The organism is Aliiruegeria sabulilitoris (genome assembly GCF_001558155.1).
Lineage (GTDB): Bacteria > Pseudomonadota > Alphaproteobacteria > Rhodobacterales > Rhodobacteraceae > Tropicimonas > Tropicimonas sabulilitoris.
In genome coordinates, this window is sequence record NZ_LOAS01000001.1 from 187,025 (window position 1) to 210,219 (window position 23,195).

Sequence of the window (23,195 nt, forward strand, 5' to 3'; positions counted from 1 at the left end):
GGCTCAGAGCATTCCTTTTCCGGCGTCGGAGCCTTGTTTCTTCCGCCTTTTTGCCTGGATCCATGCGAGGGCGAGGAAGATGGCGATGATTGCGAAGGAGAAGGCGGTTGTGAGGGTTCCGAGCGCGAAGATGACGGGCGTGGTGACGTTCGTGGTCATGCCGTAGATCTCGAGCGGCAGCGTGTTGTAGCTGCCGGAGGTGAGCAGCGTACGGGCGAACTCGTCGTAGGAGAGGGTGAAGCCGAAGAGCGCGACGCCGATGAGCGAGGGGGCGATGATCGGCAACACGACGTGGCGGATCGTCTGCCAGGGATTGGCGCCCTGGTCGCGGGCAGCTTCCTCGTAGCTGGGATCGAAGCGGTTGAAGACGGCGAACATGATCAGCAGGCCGAAGGGCAGCGTCCATGTCAGCTGGGAACCGTAGCCGGAGGTGGACCAATGCACGTTCAGCCCCGATTGCGAGAAGATCAGGCCAACCCCGAGAGAGATCAGGATCGAGGGGATCACCAGCGATGTGATAACGAGGTAGAAGATCATGCCCGAGCCGGCGAAGCGCTTGCGGAAGGCAAGCCCGCCCATGATCGAGACGACAACGGTCGTCACCATGACCATCAGCCCCAGCACCAGCGAGCGCGAAAAGCTGCCCCAGATATCGCCCACCGCCTGCTGGCGGAAAAGATCGGCGAACCAGTAGGTGGAGACGCCGCGCATTGGGAAGGTCAGCCCACCCTCCGGCCCCTGGAAGGAGAGGATGCCGATGGTCATGGTCGGCCCGTAGAGGAAGAGCAGGAAGAGCGTGAAGAACCCGGCGAGGATGTAGAAGCTGCGGGGGCGTTTACCGGACATCTCAGAGCTCCTTGCGAATGTCGACGAAGCGCAGCAGCACGGCGATGATCAACAGCACCGTGGCCAGCAGCACCACCGCGGTGGCGGCGGCCGAGGGGTATTGTAGCAATGCGATGTCGTTGGAGATCAGCCGGCCCACATTGGCCGACTGGCTGCCGGACATGAAGCGCACGGTGGTGAAATCGCCCATCACCAGCGTGACGACGAAGATCGAGCCGATCATGATGCCAGGCTTGGTGAGCGGGATGATCACGTTGGTCAGGGTCTGGAAACCGGAGGCGCCGTTGTCATAGGCCGCCTCGATCAGCGAGCGGTCGATCCGCATCATCGTGTTGAAGATCGGCACCACCATGAACAGCGTATAGAGATGCACGAAAGCCAGGATCACCGAGAAATCGGAGAAGAGCAGCCATTCTAGAGGCTCGTCGATCACGCCCCAGGAAATCAGCGTCGAATTGGCCAGCCCGTTGCGCCCCAGGAACGGGATCCAGCTGATCATTCGGATGATGTTCGAGGTCCAGAAGGGAATGGTGCACAGCAGGAAGAGCGCGACCTGCCATGTGAGCGTGCGGACATGGAAGGCCAGGAAATAGGCCACCGTGAACCCGATGACCAAGGTGAAGGCCCAGGTGATCGCGGCGTATTTGAAGGTGTTGAAGAAGACCGAATAGGTCACCGGCGAGCCGAAGAGGAACTCGTAATTGTCGAACAGGAAGGCCGGGTAGATGGAGAACTCGGTTGCTCCCCAGAAACTCACCACCACGATCATCGCGATCGGGAGCACGAGGAAGGCCAGCAGCACCAGCGCGAGCGGCGAAGCCAGCAGCCATCCCGTCAGATGGGGGTTTTTCAGCAGGTTGCGCATTGCAGCTCCGGCTTGGGCGGGGGAACCCCCTTCCCGGGAGGCGGGAAGGGGGAAATGCGGGGCGGCGCGGAAGGGAAGAGAACCCGCTGCCCCGGTTGTCTTGCTTGGCCCGGTCAGGCCGCGACGAACTCGTTCCACTTGCGAACCATGTACTGGTTCTCGTCCATCACCGCGTTCCAGCAGGCCACCGCACCCATGCGGTCGTAGAAGGAGCCGCCGTCGCGCACCGCGCCGGCCTTCTCCATGACTTTGCCGAAGGGGTTGGTGATGTCGCTCTGGGCAGGCTTGCCCTCGAACCAGAAGCCCCACTCGTCTTCGGTCATGAAGTTCTTGGAGGTCTCCGGAACGGCCGAGTAATAGCCCTGGCGCATCAGGAAGCCACCGACCCAGCCGTCGAGATACCAGTTGATGTATTCATAGGCCGCGTCCAGCTCGAGCCCGGAAAGCGACTTCGACAGGCCGATACCGCCGCCCCAGCTGCGGTAGCCTTCCTTCAGCGGCTGGTAGACACAAGGGATGCCCTGGCTGCGCACCGCGGTAATGGCGGGCGACCACATGGACTGGATCACCACCTCGCCGGAAGCCATCAGGTTCACCGACTCGTCGAAGGTCTTCCAGAAGGCGCGGAACTGGCCGGCCTTCTTGGCCTCGATGAAGATCGCCATCGTCTTGTCGATCTCCTCCTTGGTCATGTTGCCCTTGTCGCCATAGGCGATCTCGCCCATGGCCTCGCAGACCATCGCCGCGTCCATGATGCCGATCGAGGAGATGTCGAGGATCGAGGCCTTACCCTTGAACTCGGGGTTCAACAGTTCGGCCCAGGTCGAGATCTCCCGGCCGATCAGGTCAGGTCGGATGCCCAGCGTGTCGGCGTTGTAGATGGTCGGGATCAGCGTCATCCAGCCGGATTCCTCGGCCACGAACTCGGTGCCGTCCGGCCCGGTGGTGAAGCCCACGCTATGCGGCGCGGTGCCCTGCGCGATGGTGCTCTCGGGCGTCAGCTTGCCATCGCGGAAGATGCCGACGATCTTGTCGTAATTCTTGATCCTGGAGACATCCATCGCCTGCAGGTTGCCCGTCGGCCAGACCTTCTTGCAGATCCAGTATTCGATATCGGCGATGTCGAAGCTGTCGGGCTGGGTGGCGGCGCGCTGCGTCACGGCGTCGGAATCGAGCGCGGTCATCTCCAGCGTGAAGCCGAGATCTTCCTTCACCTTCTGCCCCACCTCGTTGAGGTTGGACACGCCGGTGCCGAACTGGCGCAGCGTCACATCCTTGATGTTCTGCGCCCAGATCATCGGCGCGCCGAGCGTCGAGGCGCCCGCGGCCGTCACGGTGGCGGCGGCGCCCTTCAGAACGCTGCGGCGGCTGAGTTTGGGAGTGGTGAAGTCTTTCATGGTCCGTCTCCTGTTGCGGTTTGGCTTGTATGCCCGACTTCAGACCGAGACCGGGTGCATCGCGCTGTCGTCCCACGACAGGCCCACATCCACGCCCTGCTGCATCGGATTCTCGAAATATGTTTCCTCGGGGACGATGGCCGCGACCTCTTGGTCTCCCGCCGCCCGGATCGTCAGCAGCACATAGGCGCCCTGGTATTCGATCCCGGTCACCTGGCCATCGAGCCGCCCCTCGGCCGTCGAAGTCAGCGCGACCTTGTCGCTGCGGATCGCGAAATGGCCATGCGGCAGCGCGATCACGTTATGGCCACCCATGAAACGGGCGACGAATTCCGTCTTCGGCGCGTTGAACACCTCGCGCGCGGGGCCGGCCTGCTCGATCACGGCGTTGTTCATCACCACGATCTCGTCGGCCAGCGCCAGCGCCTCGTCCTGGCTGTGAGTGACGTGGATGAAGGTGATGCCCAGCTCCTGCTGCAGCCGCTTCAGCTCGGTCCGCATTCGGATGCGCAGGAACGGGTCGAGCGCCGAGAGCGGCTCGTCCAGCAGCAGCACCTGCGGATTGGTGATCAGCGCACGCGCCAGCGCCACCCGTTGCTGCTGGCCGCCCGAAAGCTGGTCAGGCAGCCGGTCGGCATATTGGTCCATATGCACAAGCTCCAGCATCTCGCCGGCCTTCTTGCGCCGCTCCGGGGCATCCACACCCTTCATCTTCAGGCTGAAGGAGACGTTGTCGGACACGCTCAGATGCGGAAAAAGCGCATAGCTCTGGAACATCATCGCCGTGCCCCGCTTCGCCGGCGGCAACCACGAAACATCCGCCCCGCCCAGCACGATCGAGCCCTCGCTCGGATCCTCGTGCCCCGCGATCATCCGCAGCGTGGTCGACTTCCCGCAACCCGAAGGCCCCAGCAAACACGCGTAGTTCCCTTTCCGGAAATGATGATCAACGCCATCAACCGCCAATGCTTCGCCGTAACGCTTGGTCAGGGAAACCAGTTCGAGATCCTGTCCGGTGGTCATATTTGTTCCCGCTATCAGTCAACCGATCTTTCGCCGGCACGCGCGAAAAGCGGAAAGGCGTTTCGGCCCTGAGCCGGCGCCAAACGGGAACTGCCCGGGTTCCACGCGGGGTTCCGGGCACTAAGTGTAATTTTGAGGCGAAAATCGTATACAATCTGGGAATAGATTGCGCACACATATCGCGAATCTTGCACTCAACTGAATCGTCGCCCTAACAAGAACGGAGACGAAGGGAGTATCTCGTGACCGGCATCGGCATAACCAGTAATCAACGTGGCCGGAATGTTGCCGAGGGCCTCGCAACGGCGATCCACGAACACCGGCTGTCGCCGGGCATGAAACTCAACGAGGACGAGGTCGGCGAGATTTTCGGGGTCAGCCGCACCATCGTGCGCAGCGCCCTGCAGACGCTGTCCCACGCGCAGCTCGTGGTGATCGAACCCAATCGCGGCGCTTTCGTCGCGCGTCCGAGCATCCGCGAGGCCCGCGAGGTTTTCGAGGCCCGCGCGTTGCTCGAAACACGCACCGCGCATTCCGCCGCGACCCGCGCGACGACCGAAGACATTGCGCTTCTGAAGCGTCATATCGACGAGGAGCACTGGGCGTTCGATGCCGGTGAAACCGGACGCGCTTTACGCCTGTCGGGCGATTTCCATATCGAGATCGCGCGTATCGCCAACCAGGCGACAATCGCGGCCTTCGTCCGCCAACTCGTGGCGCGCTCTTCGCTCATCATCGCGCTTTATTGGCGGCGCCGGCAGGCCACCTGCGAAAGCCATGCGCATCATGCCTTGCTCAAGGCGCTGGAAGCGCATGAGGCCGACCGCGCCAAGGAGTTGATGACGAGTCATCTGGTGGACTTGCTCTCGCTGCTCGACCTTACCGAGCCGACGGACGCACCTGCTTCGCTCAAGGAGGCTTTCAGACTCCCATGATCTTGCGAAACCTGTCGCTATCGGAACTCGAAACCGTCCTCGAATGGGCGGCCACGGAAGGCTGGAACCCGGGGCGGGACGATCCCGAAGTCTTCCTTGCCGCCGACCCGGAGGGGTTCTTCGTCGCGGAAGTGGACGGCCAATTGGCGGCGGCGATTTCGGTGGTCAACCACTCCGACAGCTTCGCCTTTCTTGGCCTCTATATCTGCCACCCGGATTTCCGCGGTCGCGGCATCGGCCTCGCGCTATGGAAACACGCCCTGGAGCATGCCAGTGGCCGGACGGTCGGGCTGGATGGTGTGCCCGATCAGCAAGAAAACTACCGGCGTTCGGGTTTCGTCACGGCATCCGAGACCGCACGATTTGAAGGACCGCTCGTCGCCCGACAGAACAACGCGATTCGCCCAGCAACCGCCGCAGAAATTCCCGGGATGATCGCGCGCTGCGCCGCCGCAAATGGCTACAGCATGGACCGCTTTCTGTCTGCCTGGTTCCGCCCGACCGAGCACCGCGAGAGCCTGGTGCTCGACGCAGGCCACGGGATCGCCGGGTTCGCCACCTGGCGGCGGTGCCGGCAGGGCGTGAAGATTGGCCCGCTCGTCGCAGACCGAATGGAAAGCGCGACGGCCCTGATGCATGGGATCGCCGCCAGGGCGCCCGATGAAACATTCGTCATCGATGTCCCGCGCGAGATGTCCGCACTTGCGGCGCATTGCCGGGGCGCGGGGATGAGTTGCTCTTTCTCCACCGCTCGGATGTATCGCGGCACACCGCCGGATGCAGGTGGAGACATTCACACGATCGCCACGCTCGAACTGGGCTGACGATCACATCTGACCCGGGGCACACCGCCCTGAACCGGCCGCCCGCGCGGCCGGTCTCAACACGTGAACACGACACAGTTAACTCCTCGATTTAACGCATGGAGTTATGTTCGCACGGTTTCAGCCCCGAGACCTCCATACCTGCTCAAATTTGCAGCGAAGCTCTGTTCTTGCCCGCGATGCGCCCTCGCGATTCTTGCCGTCGCGTTATGTGCTGACACCTTGATGCGGCTGACAGGACCCGGGGGCGCCACGCATGGCCGATATCGCAACACAGGCACGTTCTTGGAGCCTGCGACTGAACAAGGTGGTCGAAATCACCTGCGTGGTTTTGCTGGTGTTGCTGGTGCTCGATGTCTGGCTCGGCGTGCTGGTCCGCTATGTCATCCCGCTGCCGTTGACTTTTACCGAGGAACTCGCGCGCTACCTGATGATCTGGATGGCACTGCTCGCGGTTTCCTCCGGCATTGCCCATCGCGAACATATCGGCGTGGAATTCGTCTTCTCCCGTTTGCCCGCCCGCGCGCGCCGCACCCTTGCCATCACTTTCGACGTCATCGCCTTCGTCTTTTTCTTCCTGCTCTTCTGGTACGGGCTGGCCTTTGTCGAGAAAGGCTTCTCCCGGCTGACGATGATCTACGCCATCCCCAAGGGCTACCCTTTCATCGGTGTGCCACTGGCGGCCGCGCTGGCCTGTGTTCAGCTGGCGTTGGTCTTCATCCACGACATGTTTGACGACACCCCGCCCACATCAACGGGCGAAACCCTGGCCGGAGGAATGGAATGATGGGTCTCTGGCTGGTTCCGCTCGCTTTCTTCGGCTTCCTCGCCTTCGGCATGCCGGTGGGTTTCGCCATCGGCGTCGCCGGGATGATCGGCATATTCGACATGGGGCCGCGTTTCATGACCATGGCGCCGGACCGGCTCTTTGCCGGGCTGGACCTGTTCCCCTTCCTCGCCATGCCCTTTTTCATCCTCGCCGGTGAAATCATGAACCGCTCCGGGATCACGCTGGGCCTCGTGAAGCTCGCCGACGCGCTGGTGGGCTGGATGCGGGGCGGCATGGCGCATTCGAACATGGTCGCCTCGGTGATGTTCGCGGGCCTGACCGGCTCGGCCACCGCCGACAGCGCGGCCTTTGGCAATACGCTGGTGCCGGCGATGCAGAAGGCCGGCTATTCGCGCCCCTATGCCTGCGCTGTCACCGCCGCGGGTTCGATCATCGGCCCGACCATCCCGCCCTCGACGCTTGCGATCATCTACGGCTCGATCATGGGCGTCTCCATCGCCGGGCTCTTCGCCGCCGGCATCCTGCCGGGCCTGCTGATCTGCGCCATCTGCATGGGGGTCATCGCGCTCACGGCCCGGCGAAAGGGCCTGCCCAAGGGCGAGGGTCGGCCGAGTTTCAAGGGTGTATTGCTCGCCCTGCGCGAAGGCTTCCTCGCCGCGCTCCTGCCGGTCTTCATCCTCGGCTCGATCCTCGGCGGCTTCGCCACGCCGACCGAGGCCGCCGCCATCGCCGTGGCTTACGCGCTCTTTGTCGGCGGGGTGATCTACCGCGCGCTGAGCTGGTCCGATCTCTACCAGATCGCCGTGCGCACCACGCGGATCACCGGGGTGATCTTCCTAATCATCGCCTCCGCCTCCATCCTCGGCTGGTGGATGACCTTCAACCGCATCCCGCAGGCGGTGGCCGAGGGGATGCTGTCGCTCTCCGACAACCCGAATGTGATCATCGGACTGATCCTGATCCTGCTGCTGCTGATCGGGCTTGTGATGGATATCAACGCCACGCTGATCATCCTCGCCCCCGTGCTCGCGCCGCTGACGGTCAAGATCGGCATGGACCCGGTGCATGCCGGCATCATGATCATCCTCGCGCTGAACATCTCACTGATGACACCACCGGTGGGCGCCTGCCTATTCGTGCTCGCCTCCGTCACCGGCGAAAAGGTCGAGGCGATCACCAGGGAACTCTGGCCCTTCATCCTGGCCGAAGTCTCGATCCTGATCGTCATCGCCTTCTGGTCGGACCTGACACTCTTCATTCCCCGGCTGCTCGGGTTGTGAGCGGCCCAATCAACTCCCCAACAGGAAAGGAAACGAGAATGAGCTTTATGAAAACGGCCGCGATCGGCCTTGCGGCTGCACTGACCGCCTCAACGGCTTTCGCCGCCGATGTCACCATCCGGCTCGCGCATCTGAACCCAGAGGACCCGTTCCAGAGCCATTCCGGCACCATGGCCGCTGTGTTCAAATCGCTGGTCGAGAGCAATTCCAACGGCGCCATCGAGGTGCAGCTCTTCCCCAATGGCCAGCTCGGCAAGGACAACGAGGTGATCGACCAGGTCCGTTCCGGCCTCGTCGAGAGCACCATCTCCTCTTCCGGCGGCATGGCGCAGCACTACCCGCTGGTCGGCGTGTTCGACATTCCCTTCGCCTTCCCCAATATCGGCGTCGCCTCCCAGGTGATGACCAAGGAAAGCTCCTTCGGCGAGAAATTCGTGGGCGATCTGGAGGCCAAGACCGGCCTCAAGGTGCTCGGCCTGATCGACTCCGGCGGCTTCTTCGCCTTCACCAACTCGAAAAAGCCCATCGCCTCGGTCGAGGACATGGAGGGCATGCGCATCCGCACCATGACCCTGCCGACGCATGAGGCGATCATCTCCTCGCTCGGTGGTCAGCCGACGCCGCTGCCCTGGGCCGAGGTCTATACCGCGCTGCAAACGGGCGTGGCGGATGGCCAGATGAACCCGGTGCCGATCATCGCCTTCGCCAAGTTCGACGAGGTGCAGAAATACCTCTCGATCACCAACCACGTCATCACGCCCTATATCTGGACGATGAACCCGGATTTCTACGAAGGGCTCTCCGACGAGCACAAGACGTTGGTCAACTGGGCCGCCGAAGTCGCCACGGAATCGGGCCGTGCCATGAGCCGGGTGATCGAGGCCTCCGAGAAGGGCCTGCCGCTGTTGGCCGAAAAGATGGAAGTGAACGTTGTTCCGCCCGCCGAGCAGGCCAAGTTCGCCGAAGTCGCCCAGCCCGCCGTACGTGCCCTGATCGAAGAGCAATATGGCGCGGAAGGTATCGGAATGCTTGACGCCCTGCTGACCAGCATCGAGGAAGAAAAAGCCGCCTACTGAGCGCGGCGTCCCCGGGCGGCGCCCTGTCGCCCGGGCATTTCCATGGACATCACATGACCCGAGAACTCACCCGCGCCGAGGGTTCGGCGGACGATTTCACCCTCACGATCAACGCCGCCGCGGACCGCGCCGCGCCCTGGACCGCGCGCCAGGACGAGATCCTGAGCGACGCCGCGTTTGCCACCGCGCGCGAGACCATTTCCTCCTGGCCCGGCTATGCCGAAACGCCGCTCCGCGCCCTGCCCGCCCGCGCCGCCGCGCTCGGTATCGCGGCGCTTCATTTCAAGGATGAAGGCGGGCGTTTCGGGCTGGGCAGCTTCAAGGCGCTCGGCGGGGCCTATGCCGTCATCCGCCTGTTGCAGAAACAGGTCGAAACCGCGCTCGGGCACCCGGTGCCGATGGCCGAGATCGTCAGCGGCGCGCATGAGGAGATCACCAAGGACATCACCGTCTGCTGCGCAACGGACGGCAATCACGGGCGTTCCGTCGCCTGGGGCGCGCAGAGTTTCGGCTGCAAATGCGTGATCTTCATCCACGCCACGGTTTCCGAAGGCCGCAAGACGGCGATCGAGGCCTATGGCGCCGAGGTTCGCCGCACCGCCGGAAACTACGATGACAGCGTGCGCGAAGCACAGGAAACCGCCGACTGCGAAGGCTGGTTCGTTGTCTCGGACACGTCCTACCCGGGCTATATGGACGTCCCCAAGGACGTGATGCAGGGCTATGAACTGATGGCGGCCGAGGCCTTCGACGCGCTGGAACAACCGCCCACCCATATTTTCCTGCAAACCGGCGTTGGCGGCATGGCAGCAGCAGTCGCCGCGCAAGCCAAGCGTCGCTGGGGCGCGGACCGCCCGACCGTCGTTCTGGCCGATCCGGACCTCTCGGCCTGCTGGCTGGAGAGCATCCGGACCGGCGCGCCGACCGCCATCGAGGGCGATCTGGACACGATGATGGCTGGCCTCGCCTGTGGCGAGGTCTCGTCGCTTGCTTGGGAGATCCTGGAGACGCATTCCGATGCCGTCATGGCGCTGCCCGATTTATCGGCCATCCGGGAGATGCGCATGCTGGCCACCCCGCTGGACGGCGACCCGGCCATCGTCGCCGGTGAAAGCGCCGTTGCCGGGCTCGCGGGCCTTGCCAACGCGCTCCTGGTGCCGGAAGCGGCCGAGGCGCTCGGGCTTGGCCCGGACTCCCGTGTCCTTGTCTTCGGCACGGAGGGCGCGACGGACCCCGCGCTCTATCGCGAGATCATGGAAGGAAGCGCTGCATGAGCCGGTCTTTCATCGGCGCCGCTGCCCAGTTGGGCCCCATCGCACGCGACGAGCCGCGCAGCTCGGCCGTCGCCCGGATGATGCAGATGATGCGCGATGCCAAGGCGCGTGGTGCCGAACTGGTGGTCTTTCCCGAGCTGGCGCTGACCACGTTCTTCCCGCGCTGGTATATCGAGGACGAGGCCGAGATCGTCGGCTGGTTCGAGACAGAGATGCCGTCCAGGAGCACGCAACCGCTTTTCGATCTCGCGGTGGAGCTCGGGATCGGCTTCCATCTCGGTTATGCCGAACTGACCCCGCAGGGACGGCGTTTTAACACCGCGATCCTCGTCGACGCGACGGGCAGCATCGTCGGCAAGTATCGCAAGATCCACCTGCCGGGCCATCAGGAGCACGAAGACTGGCGCCCCTTCCAGCACCTTGAAAAACGGTATTTCGAAAAGGGCGATCTGGGTTTCCCGGTTTTCGACGCCATAGGCGGCAAACTGGGCATGTGCATCTGCAATGACCGCCGCTGGCCGGAAACCTGGCGGATGCTGGGCCTTGGCGGTGCGGAACTGGTCGTTCTGGGCTACAACACGCCCCAGCATTATCCGCCCGCGCCGGAGCATGATCACCTGCAATATTTCCACAACGAGTTGTCGATCCAGGCGGGATGCTATCAGAACGGGCTCTGGGCGATTGCGACGGCCAAGGCCGGGCGTGAGGAGGGCTGCGACCTGATCGGCGGCAGCGTCATCGTTGCGCCGACAGGCGAGATCCTGGCGCGGGCTGCCGGCACGGATGACGAGGTCATCACGGCGCGGATAGACCTCGATCGCTGTGGCGAAATCCGCCGGAATGTCTTCGATTTCGCGAAACACCGCCAGCCGGCCGATTACGGTCGCCTCGTGGAATAGCAATGGCGCCGGCCTTCTGGTTACTACCGCGTTCGCCAACCACTGCCAGAGTCTAGACAGGATCCGGATCGGGTTGCCCTTGCAGCAGGCTGCAAGACGAAACGAAAGGCGCTCCGGGCGGCGGCCGCAATGGGCCGCCGCCCGGAACATGGCAGAGATTTCAGAGCTGTCGCGGGGCGGCCGTTTCAGAAAACGGCGTCCGCGCGCCCTATCGCAACCTTACCGTGCGTCAAAGCGGAGGTGCGGTTCAGCCGCTTCAAACGCCACCCGAATGGACGATCTCGTAGTAGATCTTTTCCAGTTCCGCCTTGTGCTTGGTCTCTTCGTTCGCAAGGAAGACAAACGCGTCCTTCAACGGGCCTTCCGGAGCGCTTTCGGCAAGTTCTGTATATTGATCCATGGCCGCGCTTTCCCGCATCAGCGCGTATTGCAGCACGGCCTGATCGTCCGGGTTGGGGCCAAGATCCGGCGTATGCACACAATCGGAAAACTTGCCATCCGCCACGGGGCGGACAATTTCCGCCGCCATCACCGCCTCGACGTCGGGATTCTTCCCCAGGTTGGAGAACAGTTCCACATGTTCCAGCTCTTCCTCGGCCAGTTCTTCCACCAGCCAGCGGATGTTCTTGGACACGTTCGGGATCAACTCGGTGTAGAAACGGTGTGCGACCTTTTCGAACTCCGTGGCAACGTCGAAGATTTCCCTCACCGTCGCCTTTCCTGACAGTCGCTCCTTGTTCGCCTCGGTCATTGCATCACCTCCCTTGCTGCAAATTCTTCCATCACCGTCCGCGCGACGCGATGGCCGTCGGCCACCGCCGTTATCACATCGGGTCCTTTCACCGCGTCACCGGCCGCGAAGAGCCAGGGTTCCGAGGTCCGGAAAGCATCATCGATGCGAATACGGCCACGGTTCCATTCCAGCGCCTCGGTCAGGGCATCGCCGAGCAGCGACGTGTCGGCGGCCTGGCCGATGGCCTCGATCACCATGCTACCGGCATGAACACGCTCGTCGTTCTCGTCATAGGCGGGCGCGAACCGGCCTTCGGCGTCGAAGATCGACTTGACGTGCCAGGTCCGCAGGCCCGTCACCGCGCCAGACGCGTCGCGCATCACTTCTTGCGGTCCTCGGGCATCGAAGATCTCGACACCTTCCTCCCGGCTCTCGACGACTTCCTCGGGATCGGCAAGGAAATGATCGATATCCTCGAGTGCGGTGAGGGTGATCCCGACCTCGCCGTACTTGGCCTTCTGCAGCCGGGCCATGGAGCGGGCGATGTCCATCGCGACGTTGCCGCCACCGATCACCACCAGTTGCTCCGGGACCGGCACCTCTTCGCCATCGGTGATACGGCGCAGCAGGTCTACCGCCTTCTCGACACCCGGCCCATCGGTGCCTGGAACGCGGGTCGAGCGGCCCATGTGCAGCCCGATTGCAAGGATCACGGCGTCGTTTTCGCGCTGGAGTTCCTCCATCATGACGTCGCGGCCAACGCGGCAGCTGGTTTTTATCTCCACGCCCATCGCCTGGATCACGCCGATATCGCGGTCGAGCGCGTCGTAGGGCAGCCGGTACTCGGGGATGCCATAGCGCATCATCCCGCCGGCATGTTCCAGCGTCTCGTAGACCACGACGCTGGTTCCGGCGCGTGCCAGATCAAAGGCAGCCGTCAGGCCGGCCGGACCTGCACCGATGATCGCCACCTTGCGACCGTTGGGCTCGGCCGGCTGGCCGATCAGCTCGATGCGGCGATCGAAGGGCACCTCGTCGATGATGTGGCGCTTGAGCCAACGAATGGCGATCGGGTCGCCCTCGTGCAGCGCGGCACAGGAAGACTCGCATTTGTGGGTGCAGACACGACCGCAGACCTCGGAGAACGGGTTGGTCTCGTAGAGAAGCTGCAACCCGCGGTCGTAATCCTGGTCGCGCACGGCGGCGATGTAATCGGGGATGGACATATGCGCCGGGCAGGTCGCGACGCAAAGACCGCACTCGACGCAACGGTCGGCCTCGAGCACCGCTTCTTCCCGCGTGTACCCGGCGACGATCTCGTCGAAATTGCAGATCCGCGCCTCCGGCTCCATCTCTTCCATGTGAATCCGCTCGACACCCGAGAGCGCCCGCTGGCCCTCGCGCTCATAACCCGCGACGTCGTCCTTCCAGTCGCCGTCGATGCCGGGGATGAAGCGGAACTTGTCGGGGTCGGTATCCACCCATGTGTACTCGTTCGACATCGTGAGCGAGCCGGTCATGCAGACATCGACGCAGAGCGCGCACCAGCAGCAGCGGCCATAGTCGATCTGCGGGCGCAAACCGGAATCGCCCTTTTCTGGCTCGACTCCTTCAATCGGCACCATGTCGATTGCCGCATTCTGGCAGATCGTCTCGCAGGTGCCGCAGCCGATGCATTTGTCCATGTCGTTCTGGTGAAAACCGCGATAGCGGTCTGCGCCCGGACGGCCGATAGGGTTCTTGATCGTGACTGGTTCGTCGAAGACGCGTTTCCAGACGGTGAACGGGGTGAGGACTTCGCGCAGGCCCATGGCTTACCTCTCGATCTCGGGGGGATAGGTGTGCAGCGACACCATCAGCGCTGCGACGTCGGAGATGTTCGTTCCCGGAATCATATGTTCCAGAAGCGCCATCGCGTGGGTGTAGCTCGGCCCTCGCACGTTGATACGGCGCGGGTAGCCCGATCCGTCCGACACGAGGTAGTAGCCGTACTCGCCGCGCGAGCACTCGCCCCTGATGTAGGTCTCGCCGCGCGGGATCTTCCAATGCAGGACATTGGGGATCTTTGCCATGGCAGGGCCCGTTTTGGGCATCTTGCGCAGGATCTGACGGATCAGATCGATGGAGACCTGCACATCCTGCCGGCGCACGTTGGCACGGGCCCAGATGTCGCTGTCAGTATGCGTTACCACGTCGAAATCGAGCTGATCGTAGACGAGATACGGGCTGTCCTTGCGCAGGTCCTTGGCCACGCCGCCGGCGCGGGCATTGGGACCTGTGACGCCATAAGGTTCGAAGAGCGCAGGGTCGATATAGCCCACGCCTTGCGTCCGGGTCTTGAAGACAGAGTTGGAGAACATGACCCTGTCGATATCGGCCAAGTAACGCTCAGCGGTGTCGAGTACCTCCTCCATGCGCCCCTCGAACCCCTCGGGCAGATGCCCGCGAACGCCGCCCGGCAGGATGAACATGTGATAGATCCGAGCGCCGGTCAGTTCCTCGAAACGGTCGAGCATGATGTCGCGCAGATAGGTCATCCACTGGCCGGTGATGCCAAGACCGAGCGCGCCGCCGATGCCGCCAAGGAACATCATGTAGCTGTTGAAACGGCCCATCTCGAGGATAAGCGTCCGCATCCAGTCGGCATATTCCGGCACCTCGATGCCGGCGAGATCCTCGACCGCCGCAGCGTAGCAATACTCGTTGAAGTCAGGCTCCGGCACGCAGACCCGGCAGACGATGGGGAAGACCTGGATAAAGGTCCGCCGTTCCATCAGCTTCTCGAAACCGCGGTGCAGGTAGCCGACATGGGTCGTACCTTTCACGACCTCGTCGCCGCAGACGGTCAGTTCGACCGACATGTTGCCCGTGATGCCGGGGTGGTTCGGACCCTGCCAGAGCTTGAGATATTTACCCGTCTCCAGGTCGATCTCGAGCTTTCCGTCTTCGCCTGCGGCGGGATACTGGCTGCGGTCGGGTTTGAAGCTGAACATGTCACACCCCGTCCGGATAGAGTTTCTGTTTCATGTGCGCTCGCGGATCGTGGGTCACACGGCCCGGACGCTCGGCATAGGTCTGCTGCGAGTAGGCGAGGCTGTCGAAGTCGCGCCGGTAGGGCGGCAGGTCGGTCCAGCCTTCGAGGATGAACTCGTCGTCGATCCGGGGCGATCCGGGGAAATTGATGCCGAACATCTCCTTGAGCTCGCGCTGGTAGGTCTCCGCAGTGGGCCAGAGATCGTGGATGCTGTCGCCCTCGGCCTCTTCCCTGTCGAGCATCACGCGGATGCCGAAGGTCACGTCCTCGGCACGGTTGTTGAGCATATAGGTGAGCTGAAACAGCCCCTCTTCCATCCAGTCCACGGCCGTCAGCAGGACAAGATGGCTGAACCCCTCCTTGTCGCGTAAATCCAGCAGCAGGCCGCGCAGGTATTCCCGCGGCACTGTGAAGAAGGCGAGGCCGGGGCGCTGTCTTTCGAACTGGCCCAGGTGATGGCGTTGTTTCAGTCTTGCATGTATGTCGCGCATTTCCGTCACCAGTTGTAATCCGGCATGTCCCAGTCCTTGATCACGGACTTCTGGTTCTCTTTGTAGAACGCGAAGTTTTCGGCGTACTCGTTCGCCCCTTCGCATTTTCCGGCCTTGATCAGTTTCTTGAGATCCATGAAGCCGGCGAGCAGCGCCTCGGGGCGCGGCATGCAACCGGCGATGTAGAGATCGACAGGCAGGTACTGGTCCAGCTTCTTGATCGTGTTGTAGCTGTCCCAGTACATGCCGCCATTGATGGTGCAGGAGCCGAGGCCAACCACGTATTTCGGCCCCTGCATCTGCTCGTAGGCGCGGATCGCGCGCTTGAGCGTTTTCACCGAGAGATAACCCGAGATCATCAGCAGGTTGGACTGACGCGGGGTCGGCCGCCACTGGATGCCATAGCGGTACGCGTCGAACCGCGGGGTCATCAGCGGACGCATCTCGATGGCGCCGCAACCGGTACCGAAGCCGAGAATCCAGAGCGAGTTGGCCCGCGCCCAGTTGTAGAAATTCTCGACGATCGGGATATAGGCCTTGGGATGCACCTTCGGCGCCGCCTCGCAGAAATAGTCCTTGAGCGGCTCGATCTCGATTTCCTGACCATCGGGTGTCGTTACGGTCCGGGGACGCAGCTCCTCCCGCAGGGGGAACTCCTTTTCGATGTTCTTCAGGAACTTGTCGTCAACGTCTTTCATATCTCACACCGTCAGGATTGCGAGCACGCCCACGGGCAGGCCCCATTTCAGGAAGAAGCGGATGGATTGCTCGACGCGGAAGCGCGGGTGAACCACGCCGATCACGGCCGGGATCATGTAGAGCAGGAAGACCTTGATCGCGAATTCCGCCCAGTTCGTCGCCCCGCCGAAGAAGATATTCATGTAGATGATCGTCTTGGCGATGGGGAAGATCACGCGGTTGGTCTGCATCAGCGCCAGGTAGGCCGAGTGATATTCCGTCGGCGGGCCGATCGGGATCTCCTGCGGCGCGATCACCACGTCGAAGGGCGAGCGCATCGTCGTGCCGACATAGGCGAACATCGCGGCCGCGACGGCGATCGGGTTGGTGAAGAGCGTCCAGTTGAACAGCCCACCCTGCTGCGCCGCCACGATCTCGGTGATCGAGAGCGTCTGGTACTGGATGGCGATTGCGTAGATCGCCAGCGCCATCGGCAATTCGGCCGCCGTCACCTGCGCGAGCCCGCGCGAGACGCCGATGGCCGAATGCGGGTGTCCGCTTTCACCGGCGCCAAGCGCCATCCCCAGGGTGCCGAAGAAGATGAAGTAGAGCGCCAGAATGAGGTCTCCGGCGAAGGAGAAGTTCTGCGCCCAGGCGCTTCCGTAGATCGTCGGCACGAAGAGGATGAGGCCGATCCCGCCCGAAAGCCGGAAGACCGGGCCGAGATAGTACATCACGCCATGGCTGATCTTCGAGCGGAGCGCGAAGTTCTTCACCAGGTCGATATAGTTCTGCCAGACCGGGATGCCCGGCCGTCCGCCGACCCGGGCGGCGAGCTTTTGCACCACCGCCGTCATCAGCAGCCCGTAGTTCAGGATGATGAACAAAGTGGCGAGCGCGTAGGGAACTTGGATCCACTCGAAGGTCATGCGACGCCTCCCATGGCGATCAGGTAAACGGCAACCACGAAGAGCAGCACATGCGCCGCGTAGGTCTGTCCGTTGCCGGTGTAGAAGCGGCGGGTGAACTCCGCCGCGCCGTTAACGCCGTCCGTCACGCCGCCCCAGAAGGAGGTGACGACCGGTGTTTCAAGAATGCCCATAGCCTTGCGGTAGGGGGCGAAGAAGTTCCACGCGAAATGCGTCGTCTCGGGGCGGTAGGGCCGCTCGGCGGAGAAGACGATGTTGAACTGCTTCACCTTCTGGGCGTCGTGGTTCTTGGCGATCAGGATCAGGAAGACCGCGACGAAGACCACCGCGATCACCACCATGATCGCGACCGGGTTCCAATAACCGAACTCGGACGTGATAGCGCGGCCTTGCCAGACAAGCGGTTGGTCGCCGAAGATCGAGCCGATATAGCCATCAACCTTTTGCAGCGCCATTCCGGGCAGCACGGCAAAGGCGATGAGGAACACGGCGAAGATCATTTGCGGCAGCACCAGCCAGAACGGTGCCTCCTTCAGCTGCCGATGCGGATCTTTCAGTTGCCCCAGGAAGATCGTGTGGATCAGCCGGAAGAGGTAGAGGAAGCCTATCGGACCCGCCATGAAGATCAGGATCAGCGGCAGGCGCAGGTTGGCATCCATGATCGCGTTGTAGAAGATCCACCGGCCGCCGAAGCCCGAAAGCGGTGGAACGCCGGACATGGCGATGATCCCCACCAGTACCGAGACGAAGGTGAAGGGCATCAGCGTGATCAGCCCGCCCATCTGGTACATGAGCTTGGTATGGGTGCGCTTGTAGACGCCGCCCACGGCAAGGAAGAGCATCGACTTGTAGACGTAGTGGTTGATGACGAACATCATCGCCAGCAGCCAGCCGAGGTGGTTCATCAGCGCGACGCCGAAGAGCGCATAGCCCATCTGGCTGATCGAGCTGTAGGCCAGCAGCCGCTTGGCGTCTTCCTGGAAGATCGAAAGCACCGCGCCCAGGAAGGCGGAGATTGCACCGATCCAGGCGAGCACGACCGTCAGGTCGACACCCCAAAGGCTCTGCCGGCCGAGTTGCATCAGCATCACGAAGAGGCCGAAGAGCCCCGCCTTCAGCAGGATGCCGGAGACCATGGGCGAGACATCCGTTTCGGCCTCGGCATGTGCGCCGGGAAGCCAGATATGGAGGCCCATGGCCGCGGTCTTGGTCATGAAGCCGATCGCCAGAAGGACGAAGACCCAAGGCGCCAGTTCCGCCGTGACCGTGCCGAGTTGGTCAAGCGCGAAGGGCTGGATCCCGCCGGAGGCAAGCGCGAAGCCCGCGAGCAACGCAAAGGCGCCACCGAGCGAGAAGAGCATGTAGCTCAGCGCGTGCGGTTCCGACATCCGACCACGCAGGATTAGGAAGTAGGACCCAAGGGTCATGACCTCCCAGGCTGCGAAGAACTCGAAGAAGGTGGTCGCTTCGAGCAGCAGCGCGAGACCGGCATACATTGCCATGGCTGACGGGTAGAAACCGATCCGCCGTCCCGTCTCCGAGAAGGAGGCGAGGAGAATGACAGCCCCGCCGGGGATCATTACGACCGCGAAGATCAGGCGCATCGGGTCATAGTCACCGTAGACCAGCGCGAACCAGCCGAGCAGCGCCGCGATGGCGAGCACGTTCTTGAGTTTCGCAGGGAGCGGCTCCAGGGCGATGAATGCCACAACAGCCAGCACCGGAAGTGTTGCGAGAACATTGTGCTGTCCCGGGATCGCGCCCCAGATCCAGCCAAGGGCCCATCCGCCGGCGACGGCTGCGAAGGTGATGCCACAATCCACCATGTTGGCGGAGAGCCCGCTTTCCGGCGCTTCGCGTTTGATGGCGAAGCCGAACCAGCGAAAGAGATAGGCGGCTTCGATCAGCACGCCGAGCAGGATCAGCCCGAGAATCGGCAGCCGCCCCGCGGCCACGAGCGCCTGCGCAAGGTCCCACTTGGCGTAGAAACCCGGGAAGGGCGGAAGACCGACGAGCATTGCGATGAACGTGGCGAAGGCCAGCACCATCGGCGCGCGGGCGCGGATGGCGGCCCAGTCCTGAAGCTTGCGACCGCGAAGGATGGCGGACATCCAGAACAGGCCAGCCTTGGCCACGGCGTGGGACAGGACAAGCCCGCCCGCGACGTAGAGATAGGCATCGCCCAGCACATCGCGCTGGCCGATCACGGCGAGCACGAGACCGAGTTGACCGACCGAGGAATATCCGAGCAGGCGGCGGTCATTGTCTTGCCGAAGCGCCACGACATTGGAGCCGACAAAGCTCAGCAACCCGATACCGGTCAGAAGCGGCAGCCACTCGGCACCGGCAGGTGCGACGACCTTGTCGACAACGAACAGCGCTGCGCTGCCGGTGGCGGCCGAGAAGATCGCCGAGAAGCCGGGATGCGCGCTGGTGTATATGTCGAGAGCCCAGCCATTCGCCGGGAAGGGCTTGAGTTCGATCACGAGCGCGATCAGCAGCAGGAACATCGCCAGGGCCGCGCCCTGCGCGGCGACAGGGGTCGCGCCGATATCGTCGATATTGAGCGAGCCGTTCGCGTGATACGTGAAGATGATACCGACCAGCAGCAGGATCGCGATGATCTGGCTGACCACGAGGAATTTGAAACCGGCGCAAACGGCGCGGGTGTCCTCGGAGAGCAGCACGAGGCCGGCGGTGGCAATGGCCACCAGTTCGATGAAGACGAAGATGTTGAAGAGGTCGCGCGTCATCACGAGGCCCGAGATGGCCATGACCAGCACCAACAGTACCGCCATGCCGCCGCGTCCGAGGGTGAGAAGCTGCGCACGCAGCGACAGCGCCGCGAGAAACCCGGTGAGGGTGACGGTCGCAAGCAGTGCGGCTTCGGCGATACCCACGCGAAGGTTGATCGCAAAGGGCGGGGCCACGCCGGCTGTATGGATCTCTGCTGTCTGCGTGGCGCCGGTGGCGAGGGCCACGAGCCACATGACGCTGATCGCGGCCATGGCGGCCAGGGCAGCAAGCGTTACGCCGAAGAGGAGGGTCTTGCGGGTAGATCCCAGCAGCCCAAGGGCGAATGCCGTGCCGAGGCCAATGGAAATTATAAGGACCGGGCTTACCATTTCAGCTCCGTAAAGTTCGAGATATCAAGGCTGTGACGCAGCCGGAACAGCCGGTAGGCATAGGCGAGCATCAGCGCTGTGATGCCGAGGCCGATGACGATGGCGGTGAGGACCAGCGCCTGCGGCACCGGGTCGATAATGCGCTGCGACGCTTCGGCCACGGGGACCGCCGCGTCGAGGATCGGCGCGGTCCGTCCCGGCATGTAGCCCACGGCGACGAGCACGACATTCACGCCGGTATCGGCGATGGTGAAGGCCACGATCATGCGCAGGATGTCACGATTGGTCAGCGCGCCGTAGAGACCGGCAAGGATCAGCACAAAGCCTGTTGCAAGGGCGATCTGGGCCATCATGCATCCTCCGTTTCATGCAGGGATTCGAGGATCGAGGAGAATTCCGCACCGACCTTGAGCCCGATCAGGATCGAGATGAGCGGAATTGCTCCCGCCGAGAGCATGGTGCCAAACTGGCCGAGCGGCAGTATCCCGTTGTCGAGAAAACCTCCGGCGTATGCCATGCCTGCAAGCCCGACGAGAACATAGAAGGTTCCGGAGAAGCTTTCGATCCGCGCGATCACCGTGTGACCGAAACGGCGGGAAGGTTCTGCCAGCAAGCTCAGCAACACGCCCGAAGCGAGAATGGCACCGCCCTGGAAGCCGCCACCCGGCGTCAGGTGGCCATTCATAATGACATAAGCACCGAAGAGCGCGATCAGCGGTGCCAGCATTCGCGCCCCGGTGACAAGCAGTTCGCCCGAAGGCAGAAGGCCCGCTCCGGACGCCCCTTTGGGCGTTTTCGACTGCGACAACACGAGCGCTATGATCGCGGAGGTCAGGAAGAGAACCGTAACCTCGCCCAGCGTGTCGAGACCGCGCCAGGTGACGATGATGCCGGTCACGATATTCGGGGCCCCGACCTCGCTCTCGGCATTGGCTGCGTAGTAGGCAGCGGTGCGGTTCAGTTCCGCATCCGGGACGTAGCCAGAGGTAAGCGTCCAGAAGGCAACGCCAAGCAACGCGACCATGAGTCCGATCACAACTTTGCGGATCATTTCTCACCCTCCCGCCGGATCCGGCCCATGACAAAGAAGAAGAGGAACGTGGTGAGGCCCGAGCCGATGGCGGCCTCTGTCATCGCCACATCCGGTGCAGCGAGGACGACGAAGAAAACCGAGGCGAAAAGGCTGACCAGCCCCGCCGCCAACACGGCCGTGACCGTCGAGCGGGTGACAAGCGCCACCACAGCCGCGCCGACCATCGCCAACGCGATCACCAGCCCCAGACCAAGCATCAACGTACTCATGCCAATCCCTCCTTGTCCTCGGCCAGAGCGTCGGTTCTGGTCTCGCGGGTTGCAGGAACGCCTGCACGATGCGCCGCTCGCGCCAGCACTTGCGAAGACAGCGGGTTGGTGAACATCAGGAACAGCGCAATCAGCGCCAGTTTCACGGTCCATTCAGGCATGATCAGCGCCGCCCCGACGAGGACCAGGATCGTGCCGAGCGTCGTCGCCTTCGTGCCGGCCTGAATACGCGTATAGGTGTCCGGCATCCGCAGCAGGCCGAGACCGGCAAGCGCAAGGAACACCGTGCCGATGGACATTACGGCGACACCAAGAGTGGTCAGGACGATCATTGGTCGCCTCCCTCAATGTAACGGGCCGCGACGATGACCCCGAGGAAAGACAGGAGTGCATAGACCAGCGCAACATCTAGGTAGATGCCGCGGCCCGACACCAATGCGGCCAGCACCAGCCCGGTCACGGCGATCACGGTAAGGCCGTCGAAAGCGACGATCCTGTCCACGGGGCGGGGTCCGACGACGAAACGCCAGAACCCGAGGGCAAAGGCCAGCATGGCGATGAAGCCGGGGAACAGGAGTGTATCAGTCATACATGACCTCCAGGTACTTCTCGAAACCGGCGACGATGGCGTCGGTCGCGGCTTCCGGGTCGGTTGTCCGGGCGACCACCCAGTGGACATAGAGCCACTCGTCGGTCATCTCGACGGTCAGCGTTCCGGGGGTCAGGGTGATGGAGTTGGCCAGGAGCAGCCGCGCGACAGGATTGCGCAGACGCGTGCGCACCTTGACGATTGCGGGCACCACCGGCAGGGCGGGATCGAGCACGACCCGGGCAACAGAAATATTCGCTTTCACCAGTTCCCCAAGGAAGTAACCGACATATCCGACCGTCGCGCGCGCGGACTCCCCCGTCAGCCGGTAGCCCGACAGGAAATGCAGGCTGCCGCCAAGAAAGAACGTGATGGCGCCCGCAACGAGGGCACCGACAAGGATCACGTCTAGCGCGAACGCGCCATTGAGCAGCATCCAGAAAAGGAACGTGATGGCGAAGAGTTTGGCTGATGCGAACGTATCGCTCATGAAGGCCTCCGCGGCACTGTTGAGAGCGGGGCGACCCTTCACCTGCGGCGCTCGCTTGTATGCGGAAGCTCCGTGTGTTCGGCGAACGTGGCAGGATTGCGCGTCCCGTGACCGCTTTCAATCACACATTCGAATGTCTTTATTTGATCTCGGACAAACTAGAGTTTTTTTTTGGCTGTGTACTCGCGCAAAAACGTCGCAAGGGGACTTCCAAGATAAGCGTCCCCTCTCGCGCAAGACAAAAACAGCGTTGGAAACCCGCGTGGCGCGGTCTGATCGAGCGGGATGGTTTGCCTCTCAGGCAATCGCCAGCAAAACCGCACAAACCGTGCTTTCCGGCGGGTGGATTATCTGCGCGCACCTGTCATATGGGCCACCAAAACATGGTCCGAAAGGGGATATCTCAATAAATGGGTCAAGGATCGAGTTGGGTGACCGTCCTGCAAAAAGCGTCCACACGGGACGCCGCATCGCAAGGATAGCAGAGCGCCCGCGGTTCTGATGGTCGCGCGGCCAAAAGAACGGTCTCTCAGCGGATCCGATCCGTTGCGATCACCGCCGGATCGAGGCGAGTGACGCAGTTTGGTCCCAGCCCGCGAAGAAAATCGCTTCACT

General features: G+C 62.8%; 24 protein-coding genes. 7 read left to right on the forward strand and 17 right to left on the reverse strand.

Annotated elements, in window-relative coordinates; translation table 11 throughout:
- Positions 1–3: 3 nt before the first annotated feature.
- The 4 genes from AX756_RS00855 to AX756_RS00870 form a co-directional block, all read right to left on the reverse strand.
- Positions 4–846: an ABC transporter permease gene (locus AX756_RS00855; protein ID WP_068307478.1), complete on the reverse strand. Its 843-nt coding sequence runs from the start codon at positions 844–846 to the stop codon at positions 4–6.
- A gap of 1 nt (position 847) precedes the next feature.
- Complete coding sequence (locus tag AX756_RS00860; RefSeq protein ID WP_068307480.1) at positions 848–1,711, reverse strand: ABC transporter permease; 864 nt, start codon at positions 1,709–1,711, stop codon at positions 848–850.
- 113 nt (positions 1,712–1,824) lie between these two features.
- Positions 1,825–3,108, reverse strand: coding sequence for an ABC transporter substrate-binding protein (locus tag AX756_RS00865; protein ID WP_068307482.1), 1,284 nt, complete (start codon positions 3,106–3,108; stop codon positions 1,825–1,827).
- A gap of 39 nt (positions 3,109–3,147) precedes the next feature.
- A complete protein-coding gene (locus AX756_RS00870) occupies positions 3,148–4,131 on the reverse strand; it encodes an ABC transporter ATP-binding protein (RefSeq protein WP_068307484.1) in 984 nt (327 codons plus the stop codon).
- Positions 4,132–4,373: 242 nt separating this feature from the next.
- On the opposite strand from AX756_RS00870, the gene AX756_RS00875 reads away from it, so the two are divergent.
- From AX756_RS00875 to AX756_RS00905, 7 genes are all read left to right on the forward strand, one after another.
- Positions 4,374–5,066, forward strand: a complete 693-nt coding sequence (locus AX756_RS00875; protein WP_068307486.1) for a GntR family transcriptional regulator — start codon at positions 4,374–4,376, stop codon at positions 5,064–5,066.
- Positions 5,063–5,890 (forward strand): GNAT family N-acetyltransferase, encoded by an 828-nt coding sequence (locus AX756_RS00880; protein ID WP_068307487.1) that lies wholly within the window; start codon positions 5,063–5,065, stop codon positions 5,888–5,890. Before AX756_RS00875 ends, AX756_RS00880 begins: the two co-directional genes overlap by 4 nt.
- Before the next feature lie 256 nt (positions 5,891–6,146).
- Entirely contained in the window at positions 6,147–6,677 is a 531-nt protein-coding gene (locus AX756_RS00885; protein ID WP_068307489.1) for a TRAP transporter small permease, read from the forward strand.
- A complete protein-coding gene (locus AX756_RS00890) occupies positions 6,674–7,960 on the forward strand; it encodes a TRAP transporter large permease (protein ID WP_231700949.1) in 1,287 nt (428 codons plus the stop codon). Before AX756_RS00885 ends, AX756_RS00890 begins: the two co-directional genes overlap by 4 nt.
- Before the next feature lie 38 nt (positions 7,961–7,998).
- Complete coding sequence (locus tag AX756_RS00895) at positions 7,999–9,036, forward strand: TRAP transporter substrate-binding protein (RefSeq protein ID WP_068307491.1); 1,038 nt, start codon at positions 7,999–8,001, stop codon at positions 9,034–9,036.
- A gap of 53 nt (positions 9,037–9,089) precedes the next feature.
- Positions 9,090–10,310, forward strand: a complete 1,221-nt coding sequence (locus AX756_RS00900) for a diaminopropionate ammonia-lyase (RefSeq protein ID WP_068307493.1) — start codon at positions 9,090–9,092, stop codon at positions 10,308–10,310.
- Positions 10,307–11,209 carry an N-carbamoyl-D-amino-acid hydrolase gene (locus AX756_RS00905; protein ID WP_068307495.1) on the forward strand — a complete coding sequence of 301 codons (903 nt, stop codon included), beginning with the start codon at positions 10,307–10,309 and terminating at the stop codon, positions 11,207–11,209. The genes AX756_RS00900 and AX756_RS00905 overlap by 4 nt, the downstream gene beginning before the upstream one ends.
- A 256-nt stretch (positions 11,210–11,465) precedes the next feature.
- Here the strand turns inward: AX756_RS00905 and AX756_RS00910 are convergent, their stop codons facing one another.
- The 13 genes from AX756_RS00910 to AX756_RS00970 are packed head-to-tail and all read right to left on the reverse strand — an operon-like array spanning position 11,466 to position 22,580.
- Positions 11,466–11,960, reverse strand: coding sequence for a ferritin family protein (locus tag AX756_RS00910; protein WP_068307497.1), 495 nt, complete (start codon positions 11,958–11,960; stop codon positions 11,466–11,468).
- Positions 11,957–13,753: an FAD-dependent oxidoreductase gene (locus tag AX756_RS00915; RefSeq protein ID WP_068307499.1), complete on the reverse strand. Its 1,797-nt coding sequence runs from the start codon at positions 13,751–13,753 to the stop codon at positions 11,957–11,959. The genes AX756_RS00910 and AX756_RS00915 overlap by 4 nt, the downstream gene beginning before the upstream one ends.
- A gap of 3 nt (positions 13,754–13,756) precedes the next feature.
- Positions 13,757–14,935, reverse strand: coding sequence for an NADH-quinone oxidoreductase subunit D (locus AX756_RS00920; RefSeq protein ID WP_068307501.1), 1,179 nt, complete (start codon positions 14,933–14,935; stop codon positions 13,757–13,759).
- Position 14,936: 1 nt separating this feature from the next.
- Positions 14,937–15,467 carry an NADH-quinone oxidoreductase subunit C gene (locus tag AX756_RS00925; protein WP_068307502.1) on the reverse strand — a complete coding sequence of 177 codons (531 nt, stop codon included), beginning with the start codon at positions 15,465–15,467 and terminating at the stop codon, positions 14,937–14,939.
- Between the two features lie 5 nt (positions 15,468–15,472).
- Complete coding sequence (locus AX756_RS00930) at positions 15,473–16,165, reverse strand: NADH-quinone oxidoreductase subunit B (RefSeq protein ID WP_197431040.1); 693 nt, start codon at positions 16,163–16,165, stop codon at positions 15,473–15,475.
- Positions 16,166–16,168: 3 nt separating this feature from the next.
- A complete protein-coding gene (locus AX756_RS00935; protein ID WP_068307503.1) occupies positions 16,169–17,074 on the reverse strand; it encodes a respiratory chain complex I subunit 1 family protein in 906 nt (301 codons plus the stop codon).
- The gene (locus tag AX756_RS00940) at positions 17,071–20,199 is read right to left on the reverse strand and encodes a proton-conducting transporter transmembrane domain-containing protein (protein ID WP_068307504.1); all 3,129 of its coding nucleotides are present in this window, start codon (positions 20,197–20,199) and stop codon (positions 17,071–17,073) included. The genes AX756_RS00935 and AX756_RS00940 overlap by 4 nt, the downstream gene beginning before the upstream one ends.
- The gene (locus tag AX756_RS00945) at positions 20,193–20,549 is read right to left on the reverse strand and encodes a sodium:proton antiporter (RefSeq protein WP_082738857.1); all 357 of its coding nucleotides are present in this window, start codon (positions 20,547–20,549) and stop codon (positions 20,193–20,195) included. Before AX756_RS00945 ends, AX756_RS00940 begins: the two co-directional genes overlap by 7 nt.
- A complete protein-coding gene (mbhE, locus tag AX756_RS00950; RefSeq protein WP_068307508.1) occupies positions 20,549–21,250 on the reverse strand; it encodes a hydrogen gas-evolving membrane-bound hydrogenase subunit E in 702 nt (233 codons plus the stop codon). Before mbhE ends, AX756_RS00945 begins: the two co-directional genes overlap by 1 nt.
- Positions 21,247–21,501: a hydrogenase subunit MbhD domain-containing protein gene (locus AX756_RS00955; protein ID WP_068307510.1), complete on the reverse strand. Its 255-nt coding sequence runs from the start codon at positions 21,499–21,501 to the stop codon at positions 21,247–21,249. Before AX756_RS00955 ends, mbhE begins: the two co-directional genes overlap by 4 nt.
- Positions 21,498–21,833: a monovalent cation/H(+) antiporter subunit G gene (gene mnhG / locus AX756_RS00960; protein WP_068307513.1), complete on the reverse strand. Its 336-nt coding sequence runs from the start codon at positions 21,831–21,833 to the stop codon at positions 21,498–21,500. Before mnhG ends, AX756_RS00955 begins: the two co-directional genes overlap by 4 nt.
- The gene (locus tag AX756_RS00965; protein WP_068307515.1) at positions 21,830–22,090 is read right to left on the reverse strand and encodes an MrpF/PhaF family protein; all 261 of its coding nucleotides are present in this window, start codon (positions 22,088–22,090) and stop codon (positions 21,830–21,832) included. Before AX756_RS00965 ends, mnhG begins: the two co-directional genes overlap by 4 nt.
- Positions 22,083–22,580, reverse strand: coding sequence for a Na+/H+ antiporter subunit E (locus AX756_RS00970; protein ID WP_068307517.1), 498 nt, complete (start codon positions 22,578–22,580; stop codon positions 22,083–22,085). Before AX756_RS00970 ends, AX756_RS00965 begins: the two co-directional genes overlap by 8 nt.
- Positions 22,581–23,195: the final 615 nt, after the last annotated feature.

Coding starts and splice junctions, on each gene's coding strand:
- AX756_RS00855 (WP_068307478.1), bottom strand. CDS start 846: ATGTCCGGTAAACGCCCCCGCAGCTTCTACATCCTCGCCGGGTTCTTC.
- AX756_RS00860 (WP_068307480.1), bottom strand. CDS start 1,711: ATGCGCAACCTGCTGAAAAACCCCCATCTGACGGGATGGCTGCTGGCT.
- AX756_RS00865 (WP_068307482.1), bottom strand. CDS start 3,108: ATGAAAGACTTCACCACTCCCAAACTCAGCCGCCGCAGCGTTCTGAAG.
- AX756_RS00870 (WP_068307484.1), bottom strand. CDS start 4,131: ATGACCACCGGACAGGATCTCGAACTGGTTTCCCTGACCAAGCGTTAC.
- AX756_RS00880 (WP_068307487.1), top strand. CDS start 5,063: ATGATCTTGCGAAACCTGTCGCTATCGGAACTCGAAACCGTCCTCGAA.
- AX756_RS00885 (WP_068307489.1), top strand. CDS start 6,147: ATGGCCGATATCGCAACACAGGCACGTTCTTGGAGCCTGCGACTGAAC.
- AX756_RS00890 (WP_231700949.1), top strand. CDS start 6,674: ATGATGGGTCTCTGGCTGGTTCCGCTCGCTTTCTTCGGCTTCCTCGCC.
- AX756_RS00895 (WP_068307491.1), top strand. CDS start 7,999: ATGAGCTTTATGAAAACGGCCGCGATCGGCCTTGCGGCTGCACTGACC.
- AX756_RS00900 (WP_068307493.1), top strand. CDS start 9,090: ATGACCCGAGAACTCACCCGCGCCGAGGGTTCGGCGGACGATTTCACC.
- AX756_RS00905 (WP_068307495.1), top strand. CDS start 10,307: ATGAGCCGGTCTTTCATCGGCGCCGCTGCCCAGTTGGGCCCCATCGCA.
- AX756_RS00910 (WP_068307497.1), bottom strand. CDS start 11,960: ATGACCGAGGCGAACAAGGAGCGACTGTCAGGAAAGGCGACGGTGAGG.
- AX756_RS00915 (WP_068307499.1), bottom strand. CDS start 13,753: ATGGGCCTGCGCGAAGTCCTCACCCCGTTCACCGTCTGGAAACGCGTC.
- AX756_RS00920 (WP_068307501.1), bottom strand. CDS start 14,935: ATGTTCAGCTTCAAACCCGACCGCAGCCAGTATCCCGCCGCAGGCGAA.
- AX756_RS00925 (WP_068307502.1), bottom strand. CDS start 15,467: ATGCGCGACATACATGCAAGACTGAAACAACGCCATCACCTGGGCCAG.
- AX756_RS00930 (WP_197431040.1), bottom strand. CDS start 16,165: ATGAAAGACGTTGACGACAAGTTCCTGAAGAACATCGAAAAGGAGTTC.
- AX756_RS00935 (WP_068307503.1), bottom strand. CDS start 17,074: ATGACCTTCGAGTGGATCCAAGTTCCCTACGCGCTCGCCACTTTGTTC.
- AX756_RS00940 (WP_068307504.1), bottom strand. CDS start 20,199: ATGGTAAGCCCGGTCCTTATAATTTCCATTGGCCTCGGCACGGCATTC.
- AX756_RS00945 (WP_082738857.1), bottom strand. CDS start 20,549: ATGGCCCAGATCGCCCTTGCAACAGGCTTTGTGCTGATCCTTGCCGGT.
- mbhE (WP_068307508.1), bottom strand. CDS start 21,250: ATGATCCGCAAAGTTGTGATCGGACTCATGGTCGCGTTGCTTGGCGTT.
- AX756_RS00955 (WP_068307510.1), bottom strand. CDS start 21,501: ATGAGTACGTTGATGCTTGGTCTGGGGCTGGTGATCGCGTTGGCGATG.
- mnhG (WP_068307513.1), bottom strand. CDS start 21,833: ATGATCGTCCTGACCACTCTTGGTGTCGCCGTAATGTCCATCGGCACG.
- AX756_RS00965 (WP_068307515.1), bottom strand. CDS start 22,090: ATGACTGATACACTCCTGTTCCCCGGCTTCATCGCCATGCTGGCCTTT.
- AX756_RS00970 (WP_068307517.1), bottom strand. CDS start 22,580: ATGAGCGATACGTTCGCATCAGCCAAACTCTTCGCCATCACGTTCCTT.